This is a genomic window from Pseudomonas putida, assembly GCF_009883635.2.
Taxonomy (GTDB): domain Bacteria; phylum Pseudomonadota; class Gammaproteobacteria; order Pseudomonadales; family Pseudomonadaceae; genus Aquipseudomonas; species Aquipseudomonas putida_W.
The window spans coordinates 5,981,753-6,001,366 of sequence record NZ_CP026115.2 but is presented as its reverse complement, the minus strand read 5'-3'; the positions used below and the strand labels follow the sequence as shown (position 1 = coordinate 6,001,366).

Annotated in this window: 19 protein-coding genes; 12 read left to right on the top strand and 7 right to left on the bottom strand. The window is 66.0% G+C overall.

Translation table 11 applies throughout. The features are described 5' to 3' along the window. Nucleotides 1-165: 165 nt before the first annotated feature. Complete coding sequence (locus C2H86_RS27255) at nucleotides 166-1,044, top strand: SMP-30/gluconolactonase/LRE family protein (protein WP_159410733.1); 879 nt, start codon at nucleotides 166-168, stop codon at nucleotides 1,042-1,044. A gap of 143 nt (nucleotides 1,045-1,187) precedes the next feature. On the opposite strand, the gene C2H86_RS27250 is transcribed toward C2H86_RS27255, so the two are convergent. The 6 genes from C2H86_RS27250 to C2H86_RS27225 all read right to left on the bottom strand — a co-directional run bounded on the left by C2H86_RS27250 (nucleotide 1,188) and on the right by C2H86_RS27225 (nucleotide 9,171). Next, a complete protein-coding gene (locus C2H86_RS27250; protein ID WP_159410732.1) occupies nucleotides 1,188-1,850 on the bottom strand; it encodes a class I SAM-dependent methyltransferase in 663 nt (220 codons plus the stop codon). 27 nt (nucleotides 1,851-1,877) lie between these two features. Further along, nucleotides 1,878-2,699, bottom strand: a complete 822-nt coding sequence (locus tag C2H86_RS27245; RefSeq protein WP_159410731.1) for a phosphatase PAP2 family protein — start codon at nucleotides 2,697-2,699, stop codon at nucleotides 1,878-1,880. 2 nt (nucleotides 2,700-2,701) lie between these two features. Then, on the bottom strand, nucleotides 2,702-3,379 hold the full coding sequence (locus tag C2H86_RS27240) for a histidine phosphatase family protein (RefSeq protein WP_159410730.1): 678 nt from the start codon (nucleotides 3,377-3,379) through the stop codon (nucleotides 2,702-2,704). An 80-nt stretch (nucleotides 3,380-3,459) separates the two neighbouring features. After that, entirely contained in the window at nucleotides 3,460-4,833 is a 1,374-nt protein-coding gene (locus C2H86_RS27235; RefSeq protein ID WP_159410729.1) for an efflux transporter outer membrane subunit, read from the bottom strand. Next, nucleotides 4,833-7,964: an efflux RND transporter permease subunit gene (locus C2H86_RS27230; RefSeq protein ID WP_159410728.1), complete on the bottom strand. Its 3,132-nt coding sequence runs from the start codon at nucleotides 7,962-7,964 to the stop codon at nucleotides 4,833-4,835. The genes C2H86_RS27235 and C2H86_RS27230 overlap by 1 nt, the downstream gene beginning before the upstream one ends. Nucleotides 7,965-7,974: 10 nt before the next feature. After that, nucleotides 7,975-9,171, bottom strand: a complete 1,197-nt coding sequence (locus C2H86_RS27225) for an efflux RND transporter periplasmic adaptor subunit (RefSeq protein WP_240349656.1) — start codon at nucleotides 9,169-9,171, stop codon at nucleotides 7,975-7,977. A gap of 151 nt (nucleotides 9,172-9,322) precedes the next feature. Between C2H86_RS27225 and C2H86_RS27220 the strand changes: the two genes are divergently transcribed. From C2H86_RS27220 to madM, 11 genes are all read left to right on the top strand, one after another. Continuing rightward, a complete protein-coding gene (locus tag C2H86_RS27220; protein ID WP_159410727.1) occupies nucleotides 9,323-10,717 on the top strand; it encodes an ATP-binding protein in 1,395 nt (464 codons plus the stop codon). Next, nucleotides 10,714-11,376, top strand: coding sequence for a response regulator (locus C2H86_RS27215; RefSeq protein ID WP_159410726.1), 663 nt, complete (start codon nucleotides 10,714-10,716; stop codon nucleotides 11,374-11,376). Before C2H86_RS27220 ends, C2H86_RS27215 begins: the two co-directional genes overlap by 4 nt. Nucleotides 11,377-11,590: 214 nt before the next feature. Continuing rightward, nucleotides 11,591-13,252, top strand: a complete 1,662-nt coding sequence (mdcA, locus tag C2H86_RS27210; RefSeq protein ID WP_159410725.1) for a malonate decarboxylase subunit alpha — start codon at nucleotides 11,591-11,593, stop codon at nucleotides 13,250-13,252. 42 nt (nucleotides 13,253-13,294) lie between these two features. Further along, entirely contained in the window at nucleotides 13,295-14,137 is an 843-nt protein-coding gene (locus C2H86_RS27205; protein ID WP_240349741.1) for a triphosphoribosyl-dephospho-CoA synthase, read from the top strand. Nucleotide 14,138: 1 nt separating this feature from the next. After that, nucleotides 14,139-14,438 (top strand): malonate decarboxylase subunit delta, encoded by a 300-nt coding sequence (locus C2H86_RS27200; RefSeq protein ID WP_159410723.1) that lies wholly within the window; start codon nucleotides 14,139-14,141, stop codon nucleotides 14,436-14,438. After that, a complete protein-coding gene (locus tag C2H86_RS27195) occupies nucleotides 14,431-15,279 on the top strand; it encodes a biotin-independent malonate decarboxylase subunit beta (protein WP_159410722.1) in 849 nt (282 codons plus the stop codon). Before C2H86_RS27200 ends, C2H86_RS27195 begins: the two co-directional genes overlap by 8 nt. Beyond that, nucleotides 15,276-16,067, top strand: a complete 792-nt coding sequence (mdcE, locus tag C2H86_RS27190; RefSeq protein WP_159410721.1) for a biotin-independent malonate decarboxylase subunit gamma — start codon at nucleotides 15,276-15,278, stop codon at nucleotides 16,065-16,067. The genes C2H86_RS27195 and mdcE overlap by 4 nt, the downstream gene beginning before the upstream one ends. Nucleotide 16,068: 1 nt before the next feature. After that, nucleotides 16,069-16,683, top strand: coding sequence for a malonate decarboxylase holo-ACP synthase (locus C2H86_RS27185; RefSeq protein WP_159410720.1), 615 nt, complete (start codon nucleotides 16,069-16,071; stop codon nucleotides 16,681-16,683). Then, on the top strand, nucleotides 16,680-17,600 hold the full coding sequence (gene mdcH, locus C2H86_RS27180) for a malonate decarboxylase subunit epsilon (protein WP_159410719.1): 921 nt from the start codon (nucleotides 16,680-16,682) through the stop codon (nucleotides 17,598-17,600). The genes C2H86_RS27185 and mdcH overlap by 4 nt, the downstream gene beginning before the upstream one ends. 60 nt (nucleotides 17,601-17,660) lie before the next feature. Next, the gene (madL, locus tag C2H86_RS27175) at nucleotides 17,661-18,083 is read left to right on the top strand and encodes a malonate transporter subunit MadL (RefSeq protein WP_159410718.1); all 423 of its coding nucleotides are present in this window, start codon (nucleotides 17,661-17,663) and stop codon (nucleotides 18,081-18,083) included. 2 nt (nucleotides 18,084-18,085) lie between these two features. Next, nucleotides 18,086-18,850, top strand: a complete 765-nt coding sequence (gene madM / locus C2H86_RS27170; protein WP_159410717.1) for a malonate transporter subunit MadM — start codon at nucleotides 18,086-18,088, stop codon at nucleotides 18,848-18,850. Nucleotides 18,851-18,886: 36 nt separating this feature from the next. Here the strand turns inward: madM and C2H86_RS28865 are convergent, their stop codons facing one another. Further along, nucleotides 18,887-19,591: an RHS repeat-associated core domain-containing protein gene (locus tag C2H86_RS28865; protein ID WP_159410716.1), complete on the bottom strand. Its 705-nt coding sequence runs from the start codon at nucleotides 19,589-19,591 to the stop codon at nucleotides 18,887-18,889. Nucleotides 19,592-19,614: the final 23 nt, after the last annotated feature.

The window sequence follows — 19,614 nt, the reverse complement described above, 5'->3', positions numbered from 1 at the left end:
AACGGTGTACCCAGCCTAAGGAGGTGGCGTTTGGCTTTCAATTTTTTAATTCCATTTGGTTAGATTGTTTTGTTCTTTTTATATCCTTTTGTGTTTGTGTCGTCTGATGACGACATTTTCGCATCCTCTTGCTAGGATTCGGGCCATTCAAAAGGAGCCCCGTTCATGCCCATCCTGCGCCGGCGCAGCACCCGTATCGCCCTGACTGCCACCACTGGCCTGGTGGCCGCCACCCTGGGTTTTTTCGCCTGGCAATCGTTCTACCCGGTGCAGGCCGCCAGTGGCTGGCATGTCGAGGTGCTGCACCGCGATGTGACCAAGGCTGCTTCGCTGCTGCCCCAGGCTGACGGCAGCCTGCTGGTCAGCCGCGAGCTGGATGACGGCAAAGGCAGCATTCTCAAGATCACCGCCAGCGGCGACCGCGTGGTACTGATCGACAACCTGTCCAAGCCCGACGGCATGGTCGCGGCACAAGGTGGCTGGGTGTTCAGCCAGGAAGGCGGCCAGGCGCCGGTCAGCCTGTCCCGCGATGGCCAGGTCATCCACCTGTTCGATGGCAACAGTGTGCAGGGGCTGTGGAACGATAGCGATCACCTGTACGCCATCGAAGACCGCAAGGGCAATGGGCGCCTGATGCGTTATGACTGGGCCAGCGGCCAGCTCGAGGTGCTGCGCTCGGGGTTGACCGAAACCGAAGGCCTGACCCGTTGCGCCGACGGCCGCCTGTTGTACACCGAGAAAGGCACCGGCATCGTTCGTGCGTTGTCCGACGACGGTAAAGACCCGGTGGTGATCGAAGGCCTGCGTCATCCCACCTTCCTGATGTGCGATCAGCGCGGGCTGTGGATCAGCGAGGACAACACCCACCGCGCACGCCTGTTGCGGGTGGATGCCAATGGCACCCAGCACGTGGTCCTGACCTTCCTCAAGGCACCGCAGTCGATCATCGCCGATGGCAAGGGTGGCTACCTGCTCGCCGAAGGCGGGCGCAATCGCGTACTGCAGCTGACCCCGCCAGCTGACGAGGCCACTGCCCAGCGCTAACCGGGCAGGTGGCGCTCGCGTCCTGGCAACAGGCCCAGCACCAGCAGGCAGCCAAGCAGGCTCACCGCGCCGACCCAGCCAAAGGCGTACACCACCTTGAGCACCACCAGGAATGAAAAGCCCCGGGCGATGGCCAGTAAAGGCTACCCAGCAACCATCAGCAACGACTGCGGCACCGGGCTTTGCGGATGCTGCGGCTCCTGCAGGCTCAGCAACCTGAATCCCGCCATGTCCAAAGCATTCAGCCAGCTGGCCAAGGTCCGGAAATACCACGGCATCGGCCGCCATTCCCCGGCAAAACCCGCAAACGACTCCTCACGCCAGCCGTCCTGATAATCCCCGCCCGCCACGCTCCAGGGGTGCAGGGTCTGGATCACCAGCACGCCAGCGGGCGTCAGCAGTGCCTTCATGGCCGTCAGCAACGGGATGATGTCCTGGTGCAGCAGGGCGAAATTGGCGCAGATCAGCTCATAGTCGCTGCCGATATTCACCTCACCTGCGGCCAGCTGCGCATAGCTGGCCTGGTGCACGTGCGGCGAGCCTGCGGCCCGCGAAGCCTCGACCAGCGCGGCGTCGCCGTCCACGCCGGTCACCTCGATGCCGCGATCGGCCAGCGCCCGCAGCAACCAGCCTTCGCCGCAGCCGAGGTCCAGTACCCGCTCTGGCTGGCGACCGAGGATCGCCAGCAGGATCGCCTGGTCGGTGACCTGCCGGCGGCTCTCGATGGCGCCGCCACGTACCGCGTCTATCCAGGCCCTGGCGTTGTGCTGCCAGCTGTGCAGCAGGGCGTCTTCGGGAGTGGGCATGTCGGGGTTCCTGAGCAGTGGCGCTGCTCAAGCATAGGCGTTCGCCGACGTCTTGTCCGAGGGGGCCCGGGCCGGAGCCTGAAGCGACTCGCGTCCGTAGAAGCCAAGCGCGGTGGCCCAGGTGGTCAGCCACACGAAAATCCCGGCCCAGAAGGTATGCGACATGTAGTGCCAGCCTTGCAGCACGCGGGTGGTGCCGTAGACGAAGCCGATCAGCAGAATGGCCACCAGCAGCTTGCGCGCATGCTGCCAGCGGTAACGCAGCGCCACGAAGTACAGCGCCAGCAGGGTGAAACCGCTGGAGGCGTGGCCGCCCGGCCAGCAACGACCCTCACCCGCCTTGCTCAACCAGCGGAAGTTCTCGTACCACTCCACGTGCGCCTCAGGGCCGCCGTAGAGGGTGGTTTCCACCGGGCAATACACGCTGGTGTGGCTTTTCAGGTAATGGATGACCGTGGTGCTCAGGGCAAACGCCACCACCACGAACAGGAAGTCGCGGCGATGACGGCTGGTAAAGCGCAGCATCGGGCTGATTCTGGCGGCATTCAGGCCGCGGGTGATCAGTGCGTCGGGGTGGTTCGCCAGGCGGGGCCAGATGAACGACAGCAGCGAGCCGATGATCGCCGCCTCGCCGGTCCAGTTCGGCAGGATGCGCGGCCATTTGTGGGTCACTTTTTCGAACAGCTGGTCATGCAGCAGCGGGAACTGCCCGCTGACCGGGTCGAGCAGCAGGTTGCTGATCCAGCGGTCCAGCGTGGTGAGGTCGAACAGCAGGAACGTGACCGCGGCCAGCAACAGCGGCAATAGCAGGTTGTTGACGTAGAACGTGGCGCGTGAAGAAACGGGCATGCTTACTTCCCTGTGCTGCTGTTGAGTGTCTGCCATTGGTTGGCGTTGAGTTGCCCGAGCAGGTGGGCCTTGCCGTTGCTGTCTTTGCTGATGAACAGTGCACTGGCATAGCCGGCAACGCGTTCGCCGCCCGCCACGCCCAGCTGCCGTTCGAGGTGGTCGATGCAGCCGCTGTGGGTGACCAGCACCAGGTTGTGGCCCTCGCGCTTGTGCGCCAGGGCGGTGTTGGCAAAGGTACTGTCGCAGCGCGCCAGCCAGTCCTGGGTTTCGATGGCCTTGCCGAAGACGAACGAGGCGGTCTGCTGGGTGCGTACTTCCGGGCTGCTGAGGATATCGGCGTTGGCCAGGCCCAGGCGGCGGATACCGTCGCCGACGGTGGCTGCGGCATGGCTGCCATCCACGGTGATGCCGGCAGGGTCACCCAGGCACGCATGGTTCGAACGGTCGCAGCGTTCGGCGTGGCGGACCAGGACAATCACCTCGTCACTGTTCCAGGCGCTGTAGACGCCATGCTCGGTCATCAGCTGGGTGTTGCCCAGGTTGGTGACATGGGTACGAAACAGGTGCCAGAGGCCGAACACCGTCATCGCCAGCAACATCGCCAGCAGCCAGGCAGCGGGCAGCTTGCGGCGTTTCAGGCGCAGGGCGCGCGGGTGTGTTGCAACTACATTTTCCAGCATGCTGCCACTCCGAGGACAAGGCTGGCAGCACCTTAGCCTCGGCTATGTGGCCCGATGGTGAAGCGGATGTGAAAATTGCCTTATCCCTGCCAGCCGCCGCCGAGCGTCTTGTACAAGGTCACCCGGTTGACCTGCTCGGCCAGTTGCAGGCTGATCAGCGACTGTTGCGCGGAATAGAGCGAGCGTTGGGCGTCGAGCACATCGAGGAAACTGTCCGAGCCTTGCTTGTACAGCGCCAGCGACAGGTTGTAGCTGGTCTGGGTGGCATCGGTCAGGTTGCGCTGGGCGTCGAGCCGTTCATTGATGTGGGCGCGTACCGAGAGCGCATCGGCCACTTCGCTGAAGGCGGTCTGCAAGGTCTTTTCATAGGTGGCCACTTCAATTTCGCGAGTGACCTTGGCCGCGTCGAGGCTGGCGCGGTTGCTGCCGGCGTTGAAGATCGGCAGGTTGATCGACGGGGCAAAGCTCCAGGCGCCGCTGCCGCCCTTGAACAGCCCGGACAGCTGGCTGCTGGCACTGCCGCCGCTGGCGGTCAGGGTAACGCTGGGGAAGAACGCCGCCCGGGCGGCACCGATATCGGCGTTGGCTGCCTTCAGTGTGTGCTCGGCAGCCAGCACGTCGGGGCGGCGTTGCAACAGCGTTGACGGCAGGCCTGCTGGCACACTGACCAGCAGCGCGGTATTGCCCTGGCTGTCGTCCGGCAACAACGTGCTGTCCACACGCTGACCGACCAGCAGATCCAACGCGTTGCGGTCCTGCTCGACCTGGCTGGCATAATTCGCCGCATCGGCGCGGGCCGACTCCACGGTGCTGCGGGCCTGGGCCAGGCTCACCCCGGACTCGCCACCCAGGCCGTGGCTCTGCTGTACCAGGGCGTAGGTCTTCTGCTGGCTGGTGTAGGTTTCGTTGGCCAGCTTGAGCAGCTGCTGGTCAGCGGCCAGGGTCATCCACGCACTGGCCACCTCGGCCACCAGGCTGATCTGGGTGCTGCGGCGGGTCTGCTCCAGGGCAAGGTACTGTTCCAGGGCGGCGTCCTTGAGGTTGCCCAGGCGCCCGAACAGGTCCAGCTCGTAACTGCTGACGCCGAGGCCGACGCTGTACTGGCTGCTGACCGAGGTCGTGCCATTGGACAGCGCGCGCTGGCGAGTGCCATCGGCCGTGGCCGACACCGCGGGCAGCAGCGCGGCGCGCTGGATGCGGTATTGCGCCTGCTGGTACTCGACGTTCAGCGCCGCCACCCGCAGGTCGCGGTTGTTGGCCAAGGCCAGGGTTACGGTGTCGCGCAGACGGCTGTCGACGAACAGCGATTGCCAACTGATGTCGGCGCTGGTCGCGCTGTTACCGGTGGTCGTCGGCCACTGCTCGGCCACTGGCGCCGCCGGGCGCTGGTAGTCGGGGGCCAGGTTGACGCAACCGGTCAGGGCCAGCGCCAGCAAGAGGGGGGACAGGCGCATCAGGCTTCTCCTGCAACGGTTGCGGTGGTGCCGGCGCGGCGATCGGCCAGGCGTTGCACCAGCACATAGAACAAAGGAATGAAGAACAGGCCGAGCACGGTGGCGGCCAGCATGCCACCCAGCACGCCGGTACCGATCGCCTGTCGCCCGCCAGCGCCGGCTCCACTGCTCAGCGCCAGCGGCAACACCCCGAGGATGAACGCCAGCGAAGTCATCAGCACTGGGCGCAGGCGGATGCGCACGGCCTCCAGGGTGGCGTCGAGCAAGTCCTGGCCGCGCGCGTAACCTTCCTTGGCGAACTCGACGATCAGGATCGCGTTCTTCGCCGCCAGCCCCACGGTGGTCAGCAGGCCGACCTGGAAGTACACGTCGTTGGCCAGCCCGCGCATGCCGGTCAGCAGCAGTGCGCCAAGGATGCCCACCGGCACCACCAGCATCACGGCAAACGGCACTGACCAGCTTTCGTACAGGGCAGCCAGGCAGAGGAATACGAACAGGATCGAAATGGCGTACAGCAGCGGTGCCTGGTTGCCGGCCAGGCGCTCCTGATACGACTGCCCGGCCCAGGCGTAGCCGATACCATTGGGCAATTGCGCCATGATCTGCTCGAGCGCAGCCATGGCATCGCCGGAGCTGACACCTGCTGCCGGCTCGCCCACCAGCTCGTACGAGCCGAACCCGTTGAAGCGCTCCAGCAGCGGCGAGGCGGTGCTCCACGAGGTGCTGGTGAAGACCGACAGCGGCACCATGGCGTCGCTGTCGTTGCGCACGTACCAGGCGCCGATGTCCTCGGCCTGCATGCGTTTGTCGGCCTCGCCCTGCAGGTAGACCTTCTTCACCCGCCCGGCGTCGATGAAGTCGTTGACGTAGCTGCCGCCCATCACCGTGCTCAGGGTGGCGTTGATGTCGCTGGCGGCAACGCCCATGGCGCCGGCCTTGCGGTCATCGATGGCGATGTTCAGCTGCGGCGTGTCTTCCAGGCCCTGGGCGCGCACGTTGGCCAGGCGCGGGTCCTTGGCGGCCAGGGCGATGAACTGGTTGCGCGCCTTGAGCAGTTCGGCATGGCCGAGGCCACCCAGGTCCTGCAGCTGCACGTCGAAACCGGAGCTCTGGCCCAGGCCCTGGATGGCCGGCGGGGCGATGACGAAGACGTTGGCGTCGAGGATCGACGACAGCGCCATGTTGGCCCGGCGTGCCACGGCGGCCGCGCTGTGTTCGTCGCCCTGGCGCTCGCGCCAGTCCTTGAGCTTGATGAAGCCGCGCCCTGAGTTCTGCGCGTTGCCGCCATTGCCCAGGCCACGCACGGTCAGGATCGAATCGACTTCCGGCTGCGCGAGCATGTAGTCCTGCACCTGGCGGCTCACGGCCTGCAGGCGCTGGTCGGTGCCGCCGACTGGCAGGGTCATCTGCATCATCAGCATGCCCTGGTCCTCCTCGGGCAGGAACGCTGTCGGCAGCTTCTGGAACATCAGCGCCACGCCGCCGAGCACCAGCGCATACACCAGCAGGCTGCGCAGTGGCCGCGCCAGCACCTTGCCGACGGCACGCTGGTAGCGCTCGGACATGCGCTCGAAATTGCCGTTGAACCAGCCGAAGAAGCCGCGCCGCGTGACGCCGTGGTCGGCCAGCGGCTTGAGCAGGGTGGCGCACAGCGCTGGCGTCAGGCTCATGGCCACCAGCACCGACAGGGCCATGGCCGCGACCAGGGTCACCGAGAACTGCCGGTAGATCACCCCGGTGGAACCGCCGAAGAAGGCCATGGGGATGAACACCGCCGACAGCACCACGGCGATGCCGACCAGCGCACCGCTGATCTCGCCCATCGACTGGCGCGTCGCTTCGCGGGGCGCCAGGCCTCTTTCTGCCATGATGCGCTCGACGTTTTCCACCACGACGATGGCGTCGTCGACCAGCAAGCCAATGGCCAGCACCATGCCGAACATGGTCAGGGTGTTGATCGAGTAGCCAAGCAGTGCCAGCACCCCGAACGTACCGAGCAGTACGACCGGTACGGCGATGGCCGGGATCAGCGTGGCGCGCAGGTTCTGCATGAACAGGTACATGATCAGCACCACCAGGGCGATGGCTTCGAACAGCGTCTTGACCACCTCCTCGATGGATATCCTCACGAACGGCGCGGTGTTGTAGGCCACCTCGCTGCGCAACTGCAGCTTGCTGGGAAAGAACTGCTGCAGCTCGGCCAGCTTGGCCTGCACCGCTTCGGCAACGTCCAGGGCGTTGGCGCCGGTGGCCAGGCTCACCGCCAGGCCACCAGACGGCCGGCCGTTGTGTTCGGCGACCACGTCGTAGCTTTCGCTGCCCAGTTCGACCCGGGCCACGTCGGCCAGGGTCACCACCGCACCGGCGCTGCTGTGCTTGAGTACCACGTCACGGAACTGGGTGGCGGTCTGCAGCTTGCTGCGGGCGTTGATGGTGGCGTTGAGCTGCTGCCCGGCGCGGGCGGGCAGGGCGCCGAGCTGGCCGGCGGAGGTGTCGACGTTCTGTGCCTCCAGCGCGCTGCTCACGTCCGATGGCATCAGCGCATACTGCTTGAGCTTGTCCGGGTCGAGCCAGATGCGCATGGCGTAGCTCGACCCCAGGGTGGTCACCTCGCCGACGCCGCTGACCCGGCTGATCTGGTCGTACAGGGTGCTGGAGATAAAGTCGCTGATGTCGGTGGCGCCGATGTCGGGGTTATCCGACACCAGGGAGACGATGATCAGGAAGTCGCTGGCCGAGTTGTGGATCTCGATGCCTTGCTGCTGCACCGTGTCGGGCAGCCGTGCCTTGGCCTGTTCCAGCTTGGTCTGCACCAGCATCTGTGCGGTATTGATGTCGGTGCCGGCTTCGAAGGTCAGAGTGATCTTGGCGCTGCCCGACGAGCTGCTGCTCGACGACATGTAAGTCAGGCCGTCGAGGCCGGTCATCTGCTGCTCGATGACCTGGGTCACCGAGTCTTCCATGGTCTTGGCCGATGCACCGGTGTAGGTGGCGCTGAGGCTGATCTGCGGCGGGGCGATGTTGGGGTACTGCGCCAGCGGCAGCGTGAAGATGGCCAGGCCACCGCCGAGCATCACCAGGATGGCGATGACCCAGGCGAAGATTGGCCGGTCGATGAAGAAACGTGCCATGTAATACGCCTCAGTGACTGTCGTTGATGGCGGTGAGGGCCTTGTCCTGGCCCTGGGCCTGGATCTGCACCTGCTGGCCGACGCGGACCTTCTGCAGGCCCTGGACGATCACCTGGTCACCGGCCGCCAGGCCCTGGCTGACCCACCAGCGGTTGTCCACCGCACGGGCCAGGGTCAGCTCACGCTGCTGCACCTTGCCATCGACCACCACCAGGGCAGTGGCGCCGCCGCGTTCGTCGCGGCTGACGGCTTGCTGCGGCACCAGGATGGCGTCGCGCTGCACGCCTTCCTGTACGGTGGCCTTGAGGTACATGCCAGGCATCAGTAGGCCGTCGGGGTTCGGCACCACCGCGCGGAAGGTGACACTGCCGGTGCTTTCATCCACGCTCACGCCATTGAAGGTGAGGGTGCCGGCATGGGCATAGGTGCTGCCGTCTTCGAGTTCCAGAGTGATGCGTGTAGCGTCTTTCTGTTCACTGGCGGCGAGCTTGCCGTCGGCCAGCTCGCGTTTGAGGCGCAGCAGCGTGCTGCTGGGCTGGGTGAAGTCGACGTAGATCGGGTCCAGCTGCTGCACGGTGGTCAGGGCGGTGGTCTGCTCGGCGGTGACCAGCGCGCCAGGGGTGACCGACGAGGTGGCAGTGCGGCCATCAATTGGCGCATTGATGCGGGTGTAGTCGAGATTGATCTGCGCCGTGCGCTGCGCGGCCTGGGCCGACAGCAGGCTGGCGCGGGCCTCGAGCAGGGCGGCCTGGGCGCTTTCGTTGTCCTCGGCGCTGATGGCGTCGATCTTCACCAGTTGCGCATCGCGGCTGGCCTTGAGTTGCGCCGCCTTGAGTGTTGCGTTGGCGGAACTGACGGTGGCCTTGGCCTGGGCCAGCGCTGCCTGGTAGGGCTGCGGGTCGATCTGGTAAAGCGCCTGGCCGGCCTTGACCGTGTCACCTTCGTTGAACAGGCGTTGCTGGATGATGCCGCCGACTTGCGGGCGGATCTCGGCAATCAGGTGGGCGCTGGCACGGCCGGGCAGGGTGGTGGTCAAGGCCTGGGCGGCGCTGGTCACTTCATAGACGGCGACCTCTTGCAATGGGGCTACAGGCGCGGCGGTCTCGGCTTCGCGGCAACCACCAATGACCAGCAGCCCGGCACTGAGCAACCAGGCGCGGGCCAGGGGCGAACGGGCAAGCATCAGGGAGTGGAATAACGTAGGCATCGCAGGCTCCGAGCCAGAAGATTTCGATGGCCCAAGCGTGCGCGGCAATTGTGCAGGCAATGTGCAGAAAGCGTGGAGATTGCCCGGCGCGCCTTGCAGCAGCAGGGCCTGCGCGCTTCAATATCGGCAACTCCAATGCGCCGGCGGTGCCATGAAAGTCAGCCTTTCCCGCAAGTTTTTCATCGCCATGCTCGCGGTGTGCGCATTCGCCGTGCTGGGCATGGTGTTCGCCGCCTACTTGAGCCTGAAGTACGGTTTTCTCGGCTACCTCAACCAGCAGGCCGAGGAGCGCATGGAGCGCATCGTGCCTCGGGTCGAGCAGGCCTATGCCCGTAACGGCAGCTGGGACTTCATCCGCCGCGACAAGGACCAGTGGTTCGAGTTGCTGCGCCCCGATGATGCCCGGCCAGACAAGACCTTCGACCCCAGCCTGCTGACCGTCTCCGACCTGACCGGCGCGTTCGTGCGTTTCGCCCTGCTTGATGCCCAGCACCAGCCAATCATCGGTTACCAGGCGGCCAGCAGCGACATGCTGCTGCGGCCGATCCATCACCAGGGCCAGGTGGTCGGCTGGATGGCCCTGGCGCCGTTGCAGTCGGTCACCAGCGTCGGTGACCGGCGTTTCCAGCTCAATCAGCTGCGCTCCAGCTTGTTGATCGGCCTGGCCTGCCTGCTGGCCACGGCAGTGATCGCCTGGTGGTTGAGCCGCGCCCTGCTGCGGCCGATCCGCGAAGTGGCCAGCGCCACCCATCGCCTGGCGGCGGGGGATTACGCGATCCAGCTGCCGGTACGCTCGGCTGACGAAGCCGGGCAACTGGCCGGTGACTTCAACCGCATGGCTGCCACCCTGGCCAGCAACGAGCGCCTGCGCCGCGATTTCATGGCGGACATTTCCCACGAGTTGCGCACGCCGCTGGCGGTGATGCGTGCCGAGCTGGAAGCCATGGAAGACGGTATTCGCCCGCTCGATGGCAATGCCCTGCGCTCGTTGCAAGGCGAGGTGGGGGCGCTGAGCAAACTGGTCGACGACCTGTTCGAGCTGTCCTTGGCCGAGGTCGGCGGCCCTACCTATCGCCGCGAACGCATCGACCTGTGCGTGCTGTTGCCGGTGGTGGCCGAAGCTTTCCAAGCCGGTTTCGCCGAGCGCGGCCTGGCTTTGCGCCTGGAGTTGCCCGACCAGCCGCTGTGGGTGCTGGGCGATGAGTCGCGCCTGGGCCAGTTGTTGCACAATCTGCTGGAAAACAGCCGCCGCTACACCGATGCAGGTGGCCACACGGTACTGCGGGCATTCCAGGACGGCGACCAGGTGCTGGTGCAATGCGAAGACACCGCCCCGGGCGTAGACAGTGCTTCACTGGCGCGCCTGTTCGAGCGCTTCTACCGCGCCGAGCGCTCGCGCAACCGTGCCAGTGGCGGCACCGGCTTGGGCCTGGCAATCTGCCGCGGCATTGCTGAAGTGCACGGTGGCAAGCTGACCGCCAAGGCCTCGACCCTGGGCGGCTTGCTGTTGTCCCTCACCCTCCCGGTTGCCGGAGACCAGGCATGAGCCAGATCCTGCTGGTGGAAGATGAACCCAAGCTCGCCGCCCTGGTGGCCGAATACCTGCGTGCCGGTGGCTACAGCGTCGAGCACCTGGCCGAAGGCCTGGCCGTCATTCCGGCGATCCGCCAGGGCCAGTACGACCTGGTCCTGCTCGACCTGATGCTGCCCGGTCGCGATGGCCTGGACATCTGTCGCGAGCTGCGCGGCTTCAGCCAGATGCCGCTGATCATGATGACCGCCAGGGTCGATGAGATTGACCGCCTGCTGGGCCTGGAACTGGGCGCCGACGACTACATCTGCAAGCCATTCTCCCCGCGCGAGCTGGTCGCGCGGGTCAAGGCGGTGCTGCGCCGCAGCGGCCAGCAGGCGCCGAGCCTGGGGCTGGAACTCGACGCTCGTGCGTTCCAGGCGCGTTACCAGGGCGTGGCGCTGGACCTGACGCCGGTAGAGTTCCGCATGCTGGCGGCGTTGGCGGCACGGCCCGGCCAGGTGCTGTCCCGCGACCAGCTGATGAACCACATCTATCAGGACCACCGGGTAGTGGCCGACCGCACCGTCGACAGCCACGTGAAGAACCTGCGGCGCAAGCTCACTGCAGTCACCCCGAAGCAGGATCCGTTGCGGTCGGTTTATGGGGTGGGTTATAGCCTGGAGTTCGAGTGAGGGCCTGGAGGTTCGCCGTAAGGTTTGCAGCGCCTGGGAGATCGAGCGCCGCGCGGGCGGCGCTCGATCTCCCAGGCGCTGAACGGCTCAAAGCAAACAGCCCTAAGGCTAATTCATTACCCTGACCGTAACGATCAATCCTCCAGCTTGATTGATCCCCCAATCCCGCTCGCCCTACTGTGCTTCCACGACAGCGAACCCGTGGAGTCACCCAATGACCATAACGAAGAATCCACCGCCGCAATGGTCCAGGCGACGCGCCGAGAAGCAGCGCCGCCTGGACCGCGTCCGTCACCTGGCCGACGGTGTGGTGCTGCCCACCGAGCGGATCGTCGAAGCGCTTGAACTGCTGATCGCCCCTGGCGACCGGGTGGTGCTCGAAGGCAACAACCAGAAGCAGGCCGACTTTCTTTCGCGCTCGCTGGCCAAGGCCGACCCTGAGCGCCTGCACGACCTGCACATGATCATGCCCAGTGTCAGCCGCGCCGAGCATCTGGACCTGTTCGAACGCGGTATCGCCCGCAAGCTCGACTTCTCCTTCGCCGGCCCGCAGAGCCTGCGCATCGGCCAGCTGCTGGAAGATGGCCTGCTGGAAGTCGGTGCCATCCACACCTACATCGAGTTGTACTCGCGGCTGCTGGTCGACCTGATTCCCAATGTCACCCTGGTCGCCGGCTTCATGGCCGATCGCGATGGCAACCTGTATACCGGCCCCAGCACCGAAGACACCCCGGCGCTGGTCGAGCCTGCCGCCTTCAGCGACGGCTTGGTGATTGCCCAGGTCAACCAGCTGGTGGACCGCGTCGACGACCTGCCACGGGTGGATATTCCGGCGTCCTGGGTGGACTTCGTGGTGGTCGCCGACCAGCCCTTCTACATCGAGCCGCTGTTCACCCGCGACCCGCGCCACATCAAGCCGGTGCATGTGCTGATGGCGATGATGGCGATCCGTGGCATCTACGAGAAACACCAGGTGCAGTCGCTGAACCACGGCATCGGTTTCAACACCGCCGCCATCGAGCTGATCCTGCCCACCTACGGTGAGTCGCTGGGCCTCAAAGGCAAGATCTGCCGCAACTGGACGCTCAACCCGCACCCGACCCTGATCCCGGCCATCGAGACTGGCTGGGTCGAGAGCGTGCACTGTTTCGGTACCGAGCTGGGCATGGAGGACTACATCGCGCAGCGCCCGGACGTGTTTTTCACCGGCCGCGATGGCTCGCTGCGTTCCAACCGTATGATGTGCCAGCTGGCCGGGCAGTACGCAGTCGACCTGTTCATCGGCGCTACCTTGCAGGTCGATGGCGATGGTCATTCCTCGACCGTCACCCGTGGCCGCCTGGCGGGCTTTGGCGGGGCGCCGAACATGGGCCATGACCCCCGCGGCCGGCGCCACGCAACCCCGGCCTGGCTCGACATGACCGTGCCGGAGACGATGCTTGAGCGTGGTCGCAAGCTGGTGGTGCAGATGGTCGAGACCTATCAGGAAGGCGGCAAACCCACCTTCGTCGAAACCCTCGACGCCGTGGAAGTGGCGAAGAAAGCCGGCATGCCCCTGGCGCCGGTGATGATCTACGGCGACGACGTCACCCACCTGCTCACCGAAGAAGGTATCGCCTACCTGTACAAGGCGCGCAGCCTGGAGGAGCGCCAGCAGATGATCGCCGCCGTGGCCGGGGTCACTGCCATCGGCCTGCGCCACGACCCCAAGGACACCCTACGCCTGCGCCAGCAAGGCCTGATCGCCTTGCCCGAGGACCTCGGCATCCGCCGCACCGACGCCAGCCGCGAGCTGCTCGCCGCGCGCAGCATCGCCGACCTGGTCGAATGGTCTGGCGGCCTCTACAACCCGCCCGCACGGTTCAGGAGCTGGTAAATGACGCCTTACGCGATCCCTGTAGGAGCGGCTTCAGCCGCGATGAGGCCCGCCCGGCAAACCGAGCTCTCCTTGTCTGAGCGCTTGGCCGACCTGGCCACCGAGGCCCTGATCGACGAAGCCGACCTGTCCCCCAAACCCGGCCTGGTCGACCGCCGCAGCAGTGGCGCCCACTCCGACATGACCCTGGCCCTGATGCACGCCTCGGCGCTGGCCCTGTGGCCTTGCCTGCGGCAGATGGCCGAAGCCGCACAGGCCCATGGCGAGATTGGCCGGCCGCTGCGCGCCGAACTGGGCCGCATCGGCCGTGAAGGCGAGCAGGCCATGCTCGCCACCACGGGCGGCATCAACACGCACCGCGGCGCGATCTGGGCCCTCGGCCTGCTGGTGGCCGCGCAAGCGCTCGATGCCAAGGCCGATCCCCAGGCGGTTGCCGCCCGTGCCGGCCGTATCGCCCTGATCGACGACCCAGCCGCTATCGCGCAAGACAGCCACGGCACCCAGGTCCGCCACCGCTACGGCGCCAGCGGTGCCCGCGAACAGGCCCAGCAAGGTTTCCCGGCCGTGCTCGAACATGGCCTGCCACAACTGCGCCGCAGCCGCGCCAACGGTGCCAGCGAAAGCCACGCCCGGCTGGATGCCTTGCTGGCGATCATGGCCGCACTCAGTGACACCTGCGTGCTCTGGCGCGCCGGCCTGCAAGGCCTGCAAACCCTGCAGGCAGGCGCTCGTGCGGTGCTGCAAGCGGGTGGCTGCGCCAGCCTCGATGGCCGCCGTCAGCTGCGCCTGCTGGACGCACAACTGCTGCAACTGAATGCCTCACCTGGCGGCGCCGCCGATCTGTTGGCCGCCTGCCTGTTCCTCGACAAAGCCGGGAGCCTGTGAAATGGAAACCCTGAACTTTCAATTCCCCGCCGCCGAGCCTGGCCGTGGCCGCACCTTGGTCGGCTGCGTCAGTTCCGGCGATCTGGAAGTGCTGATCGAGCCCGGCAGCGCCGGGTGCCTGGAGATCCAGGTGGTTACCTCGGTCAACGGCAGCAGCGCACGCTGGCAGCAGCTGTTCCAGCGCCTGTTCGATGGCCGCACGCTGCCTGCGGTGAAGATCGACATCCACGACTTCGGCGCCACTCCTGGTGTGGTGCGACTGCGCCTGGAGCAAGGTTTCGAGGAGATTGCCCATGACTGACATCGCCCGCCTGCTGCAAAGCCGCAGCTTCGTCGAACTCGGCGCTCGCCAGCGCGCCCGTGCCTTGCTCGATGCTGGCAGCTGCCGTGAACTGCTCGGCCCGTTCGACCGCCTGATGTCGCCGTGGCTGCCACGCCAGGGTATCGTGCCCCAGGCCGACGACGGCGTGGTCATCGCCAAGGGCCTGCTCAATGGCCGCAATACGGTAATCGCCGCCATCGAAGGCGCGTTCCAGGGCGGCAGCATGGGCGAGGTCGGCGGTGCCAAGATTGCCGGCGCCCTGGAGCTGGCCATCGAGGACAACCGCAATGGCATCCCAACCTGTGCCGTGCTGCTGCTGGAGACCGGTGGCGTGCGCCTGCAAGAGGCCAACCTTGGCCTGGCGGCCATTGCCGAGATACAGGCGGCGATTGTCGAATTGCGCGCCCACCAGCCGGTGATCGGCGTAGTCGCAGGCTCGGTCGGTTGCTTCGGTGGCATGTCCATCGCGGCCGGCCTGTGCAGCCACCTGTTGGTGACCCGCGAAGCACGCCTGGGCCTCAATGGGCCACAAGTGATCGAGCAGGAGGCCGGTATCGCCGAGTACGACGCCAAGGACCGCCCGTTCATCTGGAGCCTGACCGGAGGCGAACAACGTCACGCCAGCGGCCTGGTGGACGCGTACGTGGCAGATGACGTCGACAGCATCCGCCAGCACTTGCTGCAACTGCTGGACACGCCATCGGCCAACCGCGCCGGCCGCCACGCCTGGTACCTGGAGCGCCTGGCCAGCCTGGGCGCCGACTGCCCGCAACTGGACGCCGCTACCGTGCGCGCCCTCTACCAAGGAGATGCCCCATGAACCGTGCCCTGAACTGGCTGCCGGGCTTGGCCGGTGGCGAAACGATGCCGGGCTATCCTGCTTCGCTGCGGGTGATCGATGGCGAACTGGACAACCGCCTGGCGCGCTTCATTGCCGTGGTACCCGACGCGCACAATCCGTTCCCACGGGCACGGGCCGGCGAAGTCGGCCTGCTCGAAGGCTGGGGCCTGGCCAAGGCGGTGAGCGAGGCGGTCGAGCTGGACCGCGACGGCGAGAAACGGGCCATCGTCGCTGTCATCGATGTGCCGAGCCAGGCCTATGGCCGTCGCGAGGAAGCCCTGGGCATTCACCAGGCACTGGCCGCCGCCGTGCAGGCTTATGCCCAGGCGCGCCTGGCCGGGCACCCGGTGATTGGCCTGCTGGTCGGCAAGGCTATGTCCGGTGCCTTCCTGGCCCACGGCTACCAGGCACAACGGCTGATCGCCCTGGATGACAGCGGGGTGATGGTGCATGCCATGGGCAAGGCGGCCGCAGCGCGGATCACCCTGCGCAGCGTCGAACAGCTGGAGGCGCTGGCAGCCGAGGTGCCGCCGATGGCCTATGACCTTGCCAGCTACGCCTCGCTGGGCCTGCTTTGGCGACGCTTGCAGGTCGAGAGCGCCGACACGCCGAGTGCCGCCGACATTGCCCAGGTACGCGCCTGTCTGGGCGAGGCTGTGCGAGATATCGGCCATTCGACTGACCTCAAGTCACGCCTGGACGGTGAACACCGCAGCGCCTCGCGCGACGTGCGCGCCCGCCTGCGCAGCCAGTGGCAGGAGGCCTGAGATGAACCTGCCGCAGCCACATGACCTGCTCTGGGGCATGCCCCCGGCCGACCTGCCTGCCGACGCGCCTGCCTGGGCTGTTCAGGCATTGGCAGCCGGGCAGCCGGTGGTGGTGCGGCGTGCCGCCTGCGCCAGCGGCTGGGTGGCGGTGGGTGTGCGCGGACAGGGGCGTGAGCAGCGCCTGGGTGTGCAGATGCGCGTGCGCGATATCCAGCGGCAGCTAAGCCCCGAGGCATTGCGCTGGGCGGGGCAGAGCCCCTGGCCAGCCTTGCGGGCGCTGGTCTCGGTGGCACCCGTGCTCGATGCCTGCGGGCTGGTCTGGGGGCCGACGGGAGGCGTCGGTTACCAGTTGGCCACCGGCTGCAATGTCGTGCATGGCGACAGTGACCTCGATCTGCTGGTGCGCACGCCACAGTTCATGGCCCGGGCCAAGGCGCGCGAGTTGCTGGATATTCTCGATTGCGGCCCGTGCCGTATCGATGTGCAACTGCAGACGCCAGCCGGTGCCGTGGCCCTGCGCGAGTGGGCTGGCCTGGCGCGCCGGGTGTTGCTGAAATCAGCCCAGGGCGCACGCCTGGTAGCCGACCCATGGGATGCGCTGGAGTGTGCAGCGTGAGCAGTCTGTTCGCCTTCCCTGGCCAGGGAGCGCAACAGGCAGGCATGCTGCAGCGCCTGCCCGAGGGCGCCACGCTGCTGCTGGAGGAGGCCAATGATGCGCTGGGTGAACAGGTCGCGGCGCTCGACAGCAATCAGGCGTTGCAGTCGACCCGTGCCGTGCAGCTCTGCCTGCTGCTGGCCGGGGTGGCCTGGGCGCGCTGGCTGCTGCAGCGCAGCCCGGCACCGGACTATGTGGCCGGCCTGTCCATCGGTGCTTATCCCGCTGCCGTGACGGCTGGGGCACTGCAGTTTGCCGATGCGGTGCGCCTGGTGGCCCTGCGTGGCGAGCTGATGCAACGGGCCTACCCACAGGGTTACGGCATGACCGCCCTCAGCGGCCTCGACTTGAGCAGTGTCGAACGTTTGCTGGAGGAAGTGGGCGGCGAGGTGTACCTGGCCAACCTCAACAGCGACAACCAGATCGTCATCGCCGGCAGCGACACCGCCATGGCCGAGGTCGCCGCCAGGGCTCGTGGGCGTGGTCAGGGCGTGGCCCGGCGCCTGGCGGTGAGCGTGCCGTCCCACTGCGCATTGCTCGACGGTCCGGCTGCCGAGCTGGCGGGTGCGTTCGCCAGCGTCGAGCTGCGGCGCCCGAGCATTACCTACCTGAGTGGCAGCAGTGCGCGGCCGATCTTCGATCCACAGCGCCTGCGCGATGACCTGGCCGGCAACATGGCCCGGCTGGTCGACTGGCGTGCCACGTTGCGCAACGCCTATGAACGCGGCGTGCGTCTGCACCTGGAAATGCCGCCGGGCAGCGTGCTCAGCGGCCTGGCCCGCCCGGTGTTCGAACAGGGCAGGGTGGTTGCCCTCCAAGCCACCCGCTGGGATACCGTCGACGCGCTGTTGCGCCAGGAGGTGGCCGACAACCGATGACGGCGCTGCAATTCGAAGAACAACAACAAGCAACTTCGACTCAAGCTGAGGACAACAACAATGATCATCTATGGTGTGGCTCTGCTGGCGGTGTGCACGCTGGCCGGCGTTATCGTCGGCGACTTCCTGGGCGTGCTGCTGGGTGTCAAATCCAATGTGGGCGGGGTCGGCATCGCCATGATCCTGCTGATCTGCGCACGGCTGTACATGCACCGCAATGGTGGCATGAGCAAGGAGTGCGAGTTCGGCGTCGGCTTCTGGGGCGCCATGTACATCCCGGTGGTGGTGGCCATGGCCGCCCAGCAGAACGTGGTCACCGCCCTGCACGGCGGGCCGGTGGCGCTGCTGGCGGCGATCGGTGCGGTGCTGGTGTGTGGACTGACCATTGCCGTGATCAGCCGCAGCCATCGCGGCGAACCCTTGCCGGCGCCCGATGCGCCCGAAGTTGCCAACTCGCAGGCCGCCCCTGCAGGAGGGCGCTGATCATGTGGCCAATCATTGACAATGCCCTGGAACACAACGGCCTGATCACTGCCTTTGCGGTGGTCGGGGGGATCATGTGGTTGTCGGTGCTGCTGTCGAAATACCTGACGTTTGGCCGTGTGCACGGCTCGGCCATCGCCATCGTCATCGGCCTGGTGCTGGCCTGGGTTGGAGGTACCGTGACCGGTGGGCAGAAGGGCCTGGCGGATATGGCGCTGTTCTCCGGTATCGGCTTGATGGGCGGGGCCATGCTGCGCGACTTCGCCATCGTCGCCACGGCCTTCGAAGTGCAGGCCACCGAGGCGCGCAAGGCCGGGTTGATTGGTGCGGTATCGCTGCTGCTGGGTACGGTGCTGCCGTTTATCGTCGGTTGCGCGGTGGCCTATGCCTTTGGCTACCGGGATGCGGTGAGCATGACCACCATCGGCGCCGGGGCGGTGACCTACATCGTCGGGCCGGTGACGGGCGCGGCGCTGGGGGCGAGTTCGGATGTGGTGGCGCTGTCGATTGCCACCGGGTTGATCAAGGCGATTCTGGTGATGGTGTTCACCCCGGTGTCGGCCCGGCTGCTGGCGTTGGACAACCCGCGCTCGGCGATGGTGTTTGGTGGGTTGGCGGGGACTGTGTCGGGTGTGACAGCGGGGCTCGCGGCTACTGACCGGCGCTTGGTGCCCTACGGTGCGCTGACTGCCACCTTCCATACCGGATTGGGGTGTTTGATGGGGCCCTCGATTCTGTACTTTTGCGTGCGGGGATTGGTAGGTTGAAGATCAGGGGCCGTTCTACGGTCCCTGTTGGCTCACTCAGCGAGACACTGGCGTTGATTCACGTATTTGGGGCACTACCAGTCCAAGAGCATCGGGGCGACGATCAGACTGGACTCGGTGCCCCTGATCAGAGAGCAACATTTCGAGACGGGCAATGAGTTGTTCAGGTTGCACTTGATTATTGCGACCACCAATCTCTACATGTAGATGTTCGGCGCGTGGTGGCGTACCAGGTGTTTCTGGTGAACCTAGTAGTTCCGGATTTGGGCTTGAGGCGTTGGACCCCAATGAGCTCGGGGGGCTGGTTCGAACACTTCCTCCAAGGCTTGGGTTCGCACCAGCGCCGCGTCCTCTTTGCCAGTCTGGTTGTGGGCTCGAGCTTAAGCTACGAGTCCGCGCTCGACTGGGCGTTACGCTCCCACTTCGAATCGGGCTCGGGGGCAGGCTACGACTCAGCTGTTGAGGAGAATAATTAGGCAAGCGAGACGGCATGTGGCCATCCGGATCACGATAATTAACAGGATCCCCGGCACAATAGGCATAGGCATTCAGCCCGCCGCTTGCAAAGGGGCTAACGCTGTCGGGAGAGTTGAAACGCATCAATTCGGCACTGTACAGCCGATATCCCTGACCCAGAAAATAGTAATTCGCCCAGGTTTCCATGCGTTCGCCGTTGAATCTCAAGAGTGACGGTCCCCTTCCGTCAACCGAGTCAGATCCATAGCAGGTGTACCTCAGCATGCGGTCCAGCAACTGGAGCGGGC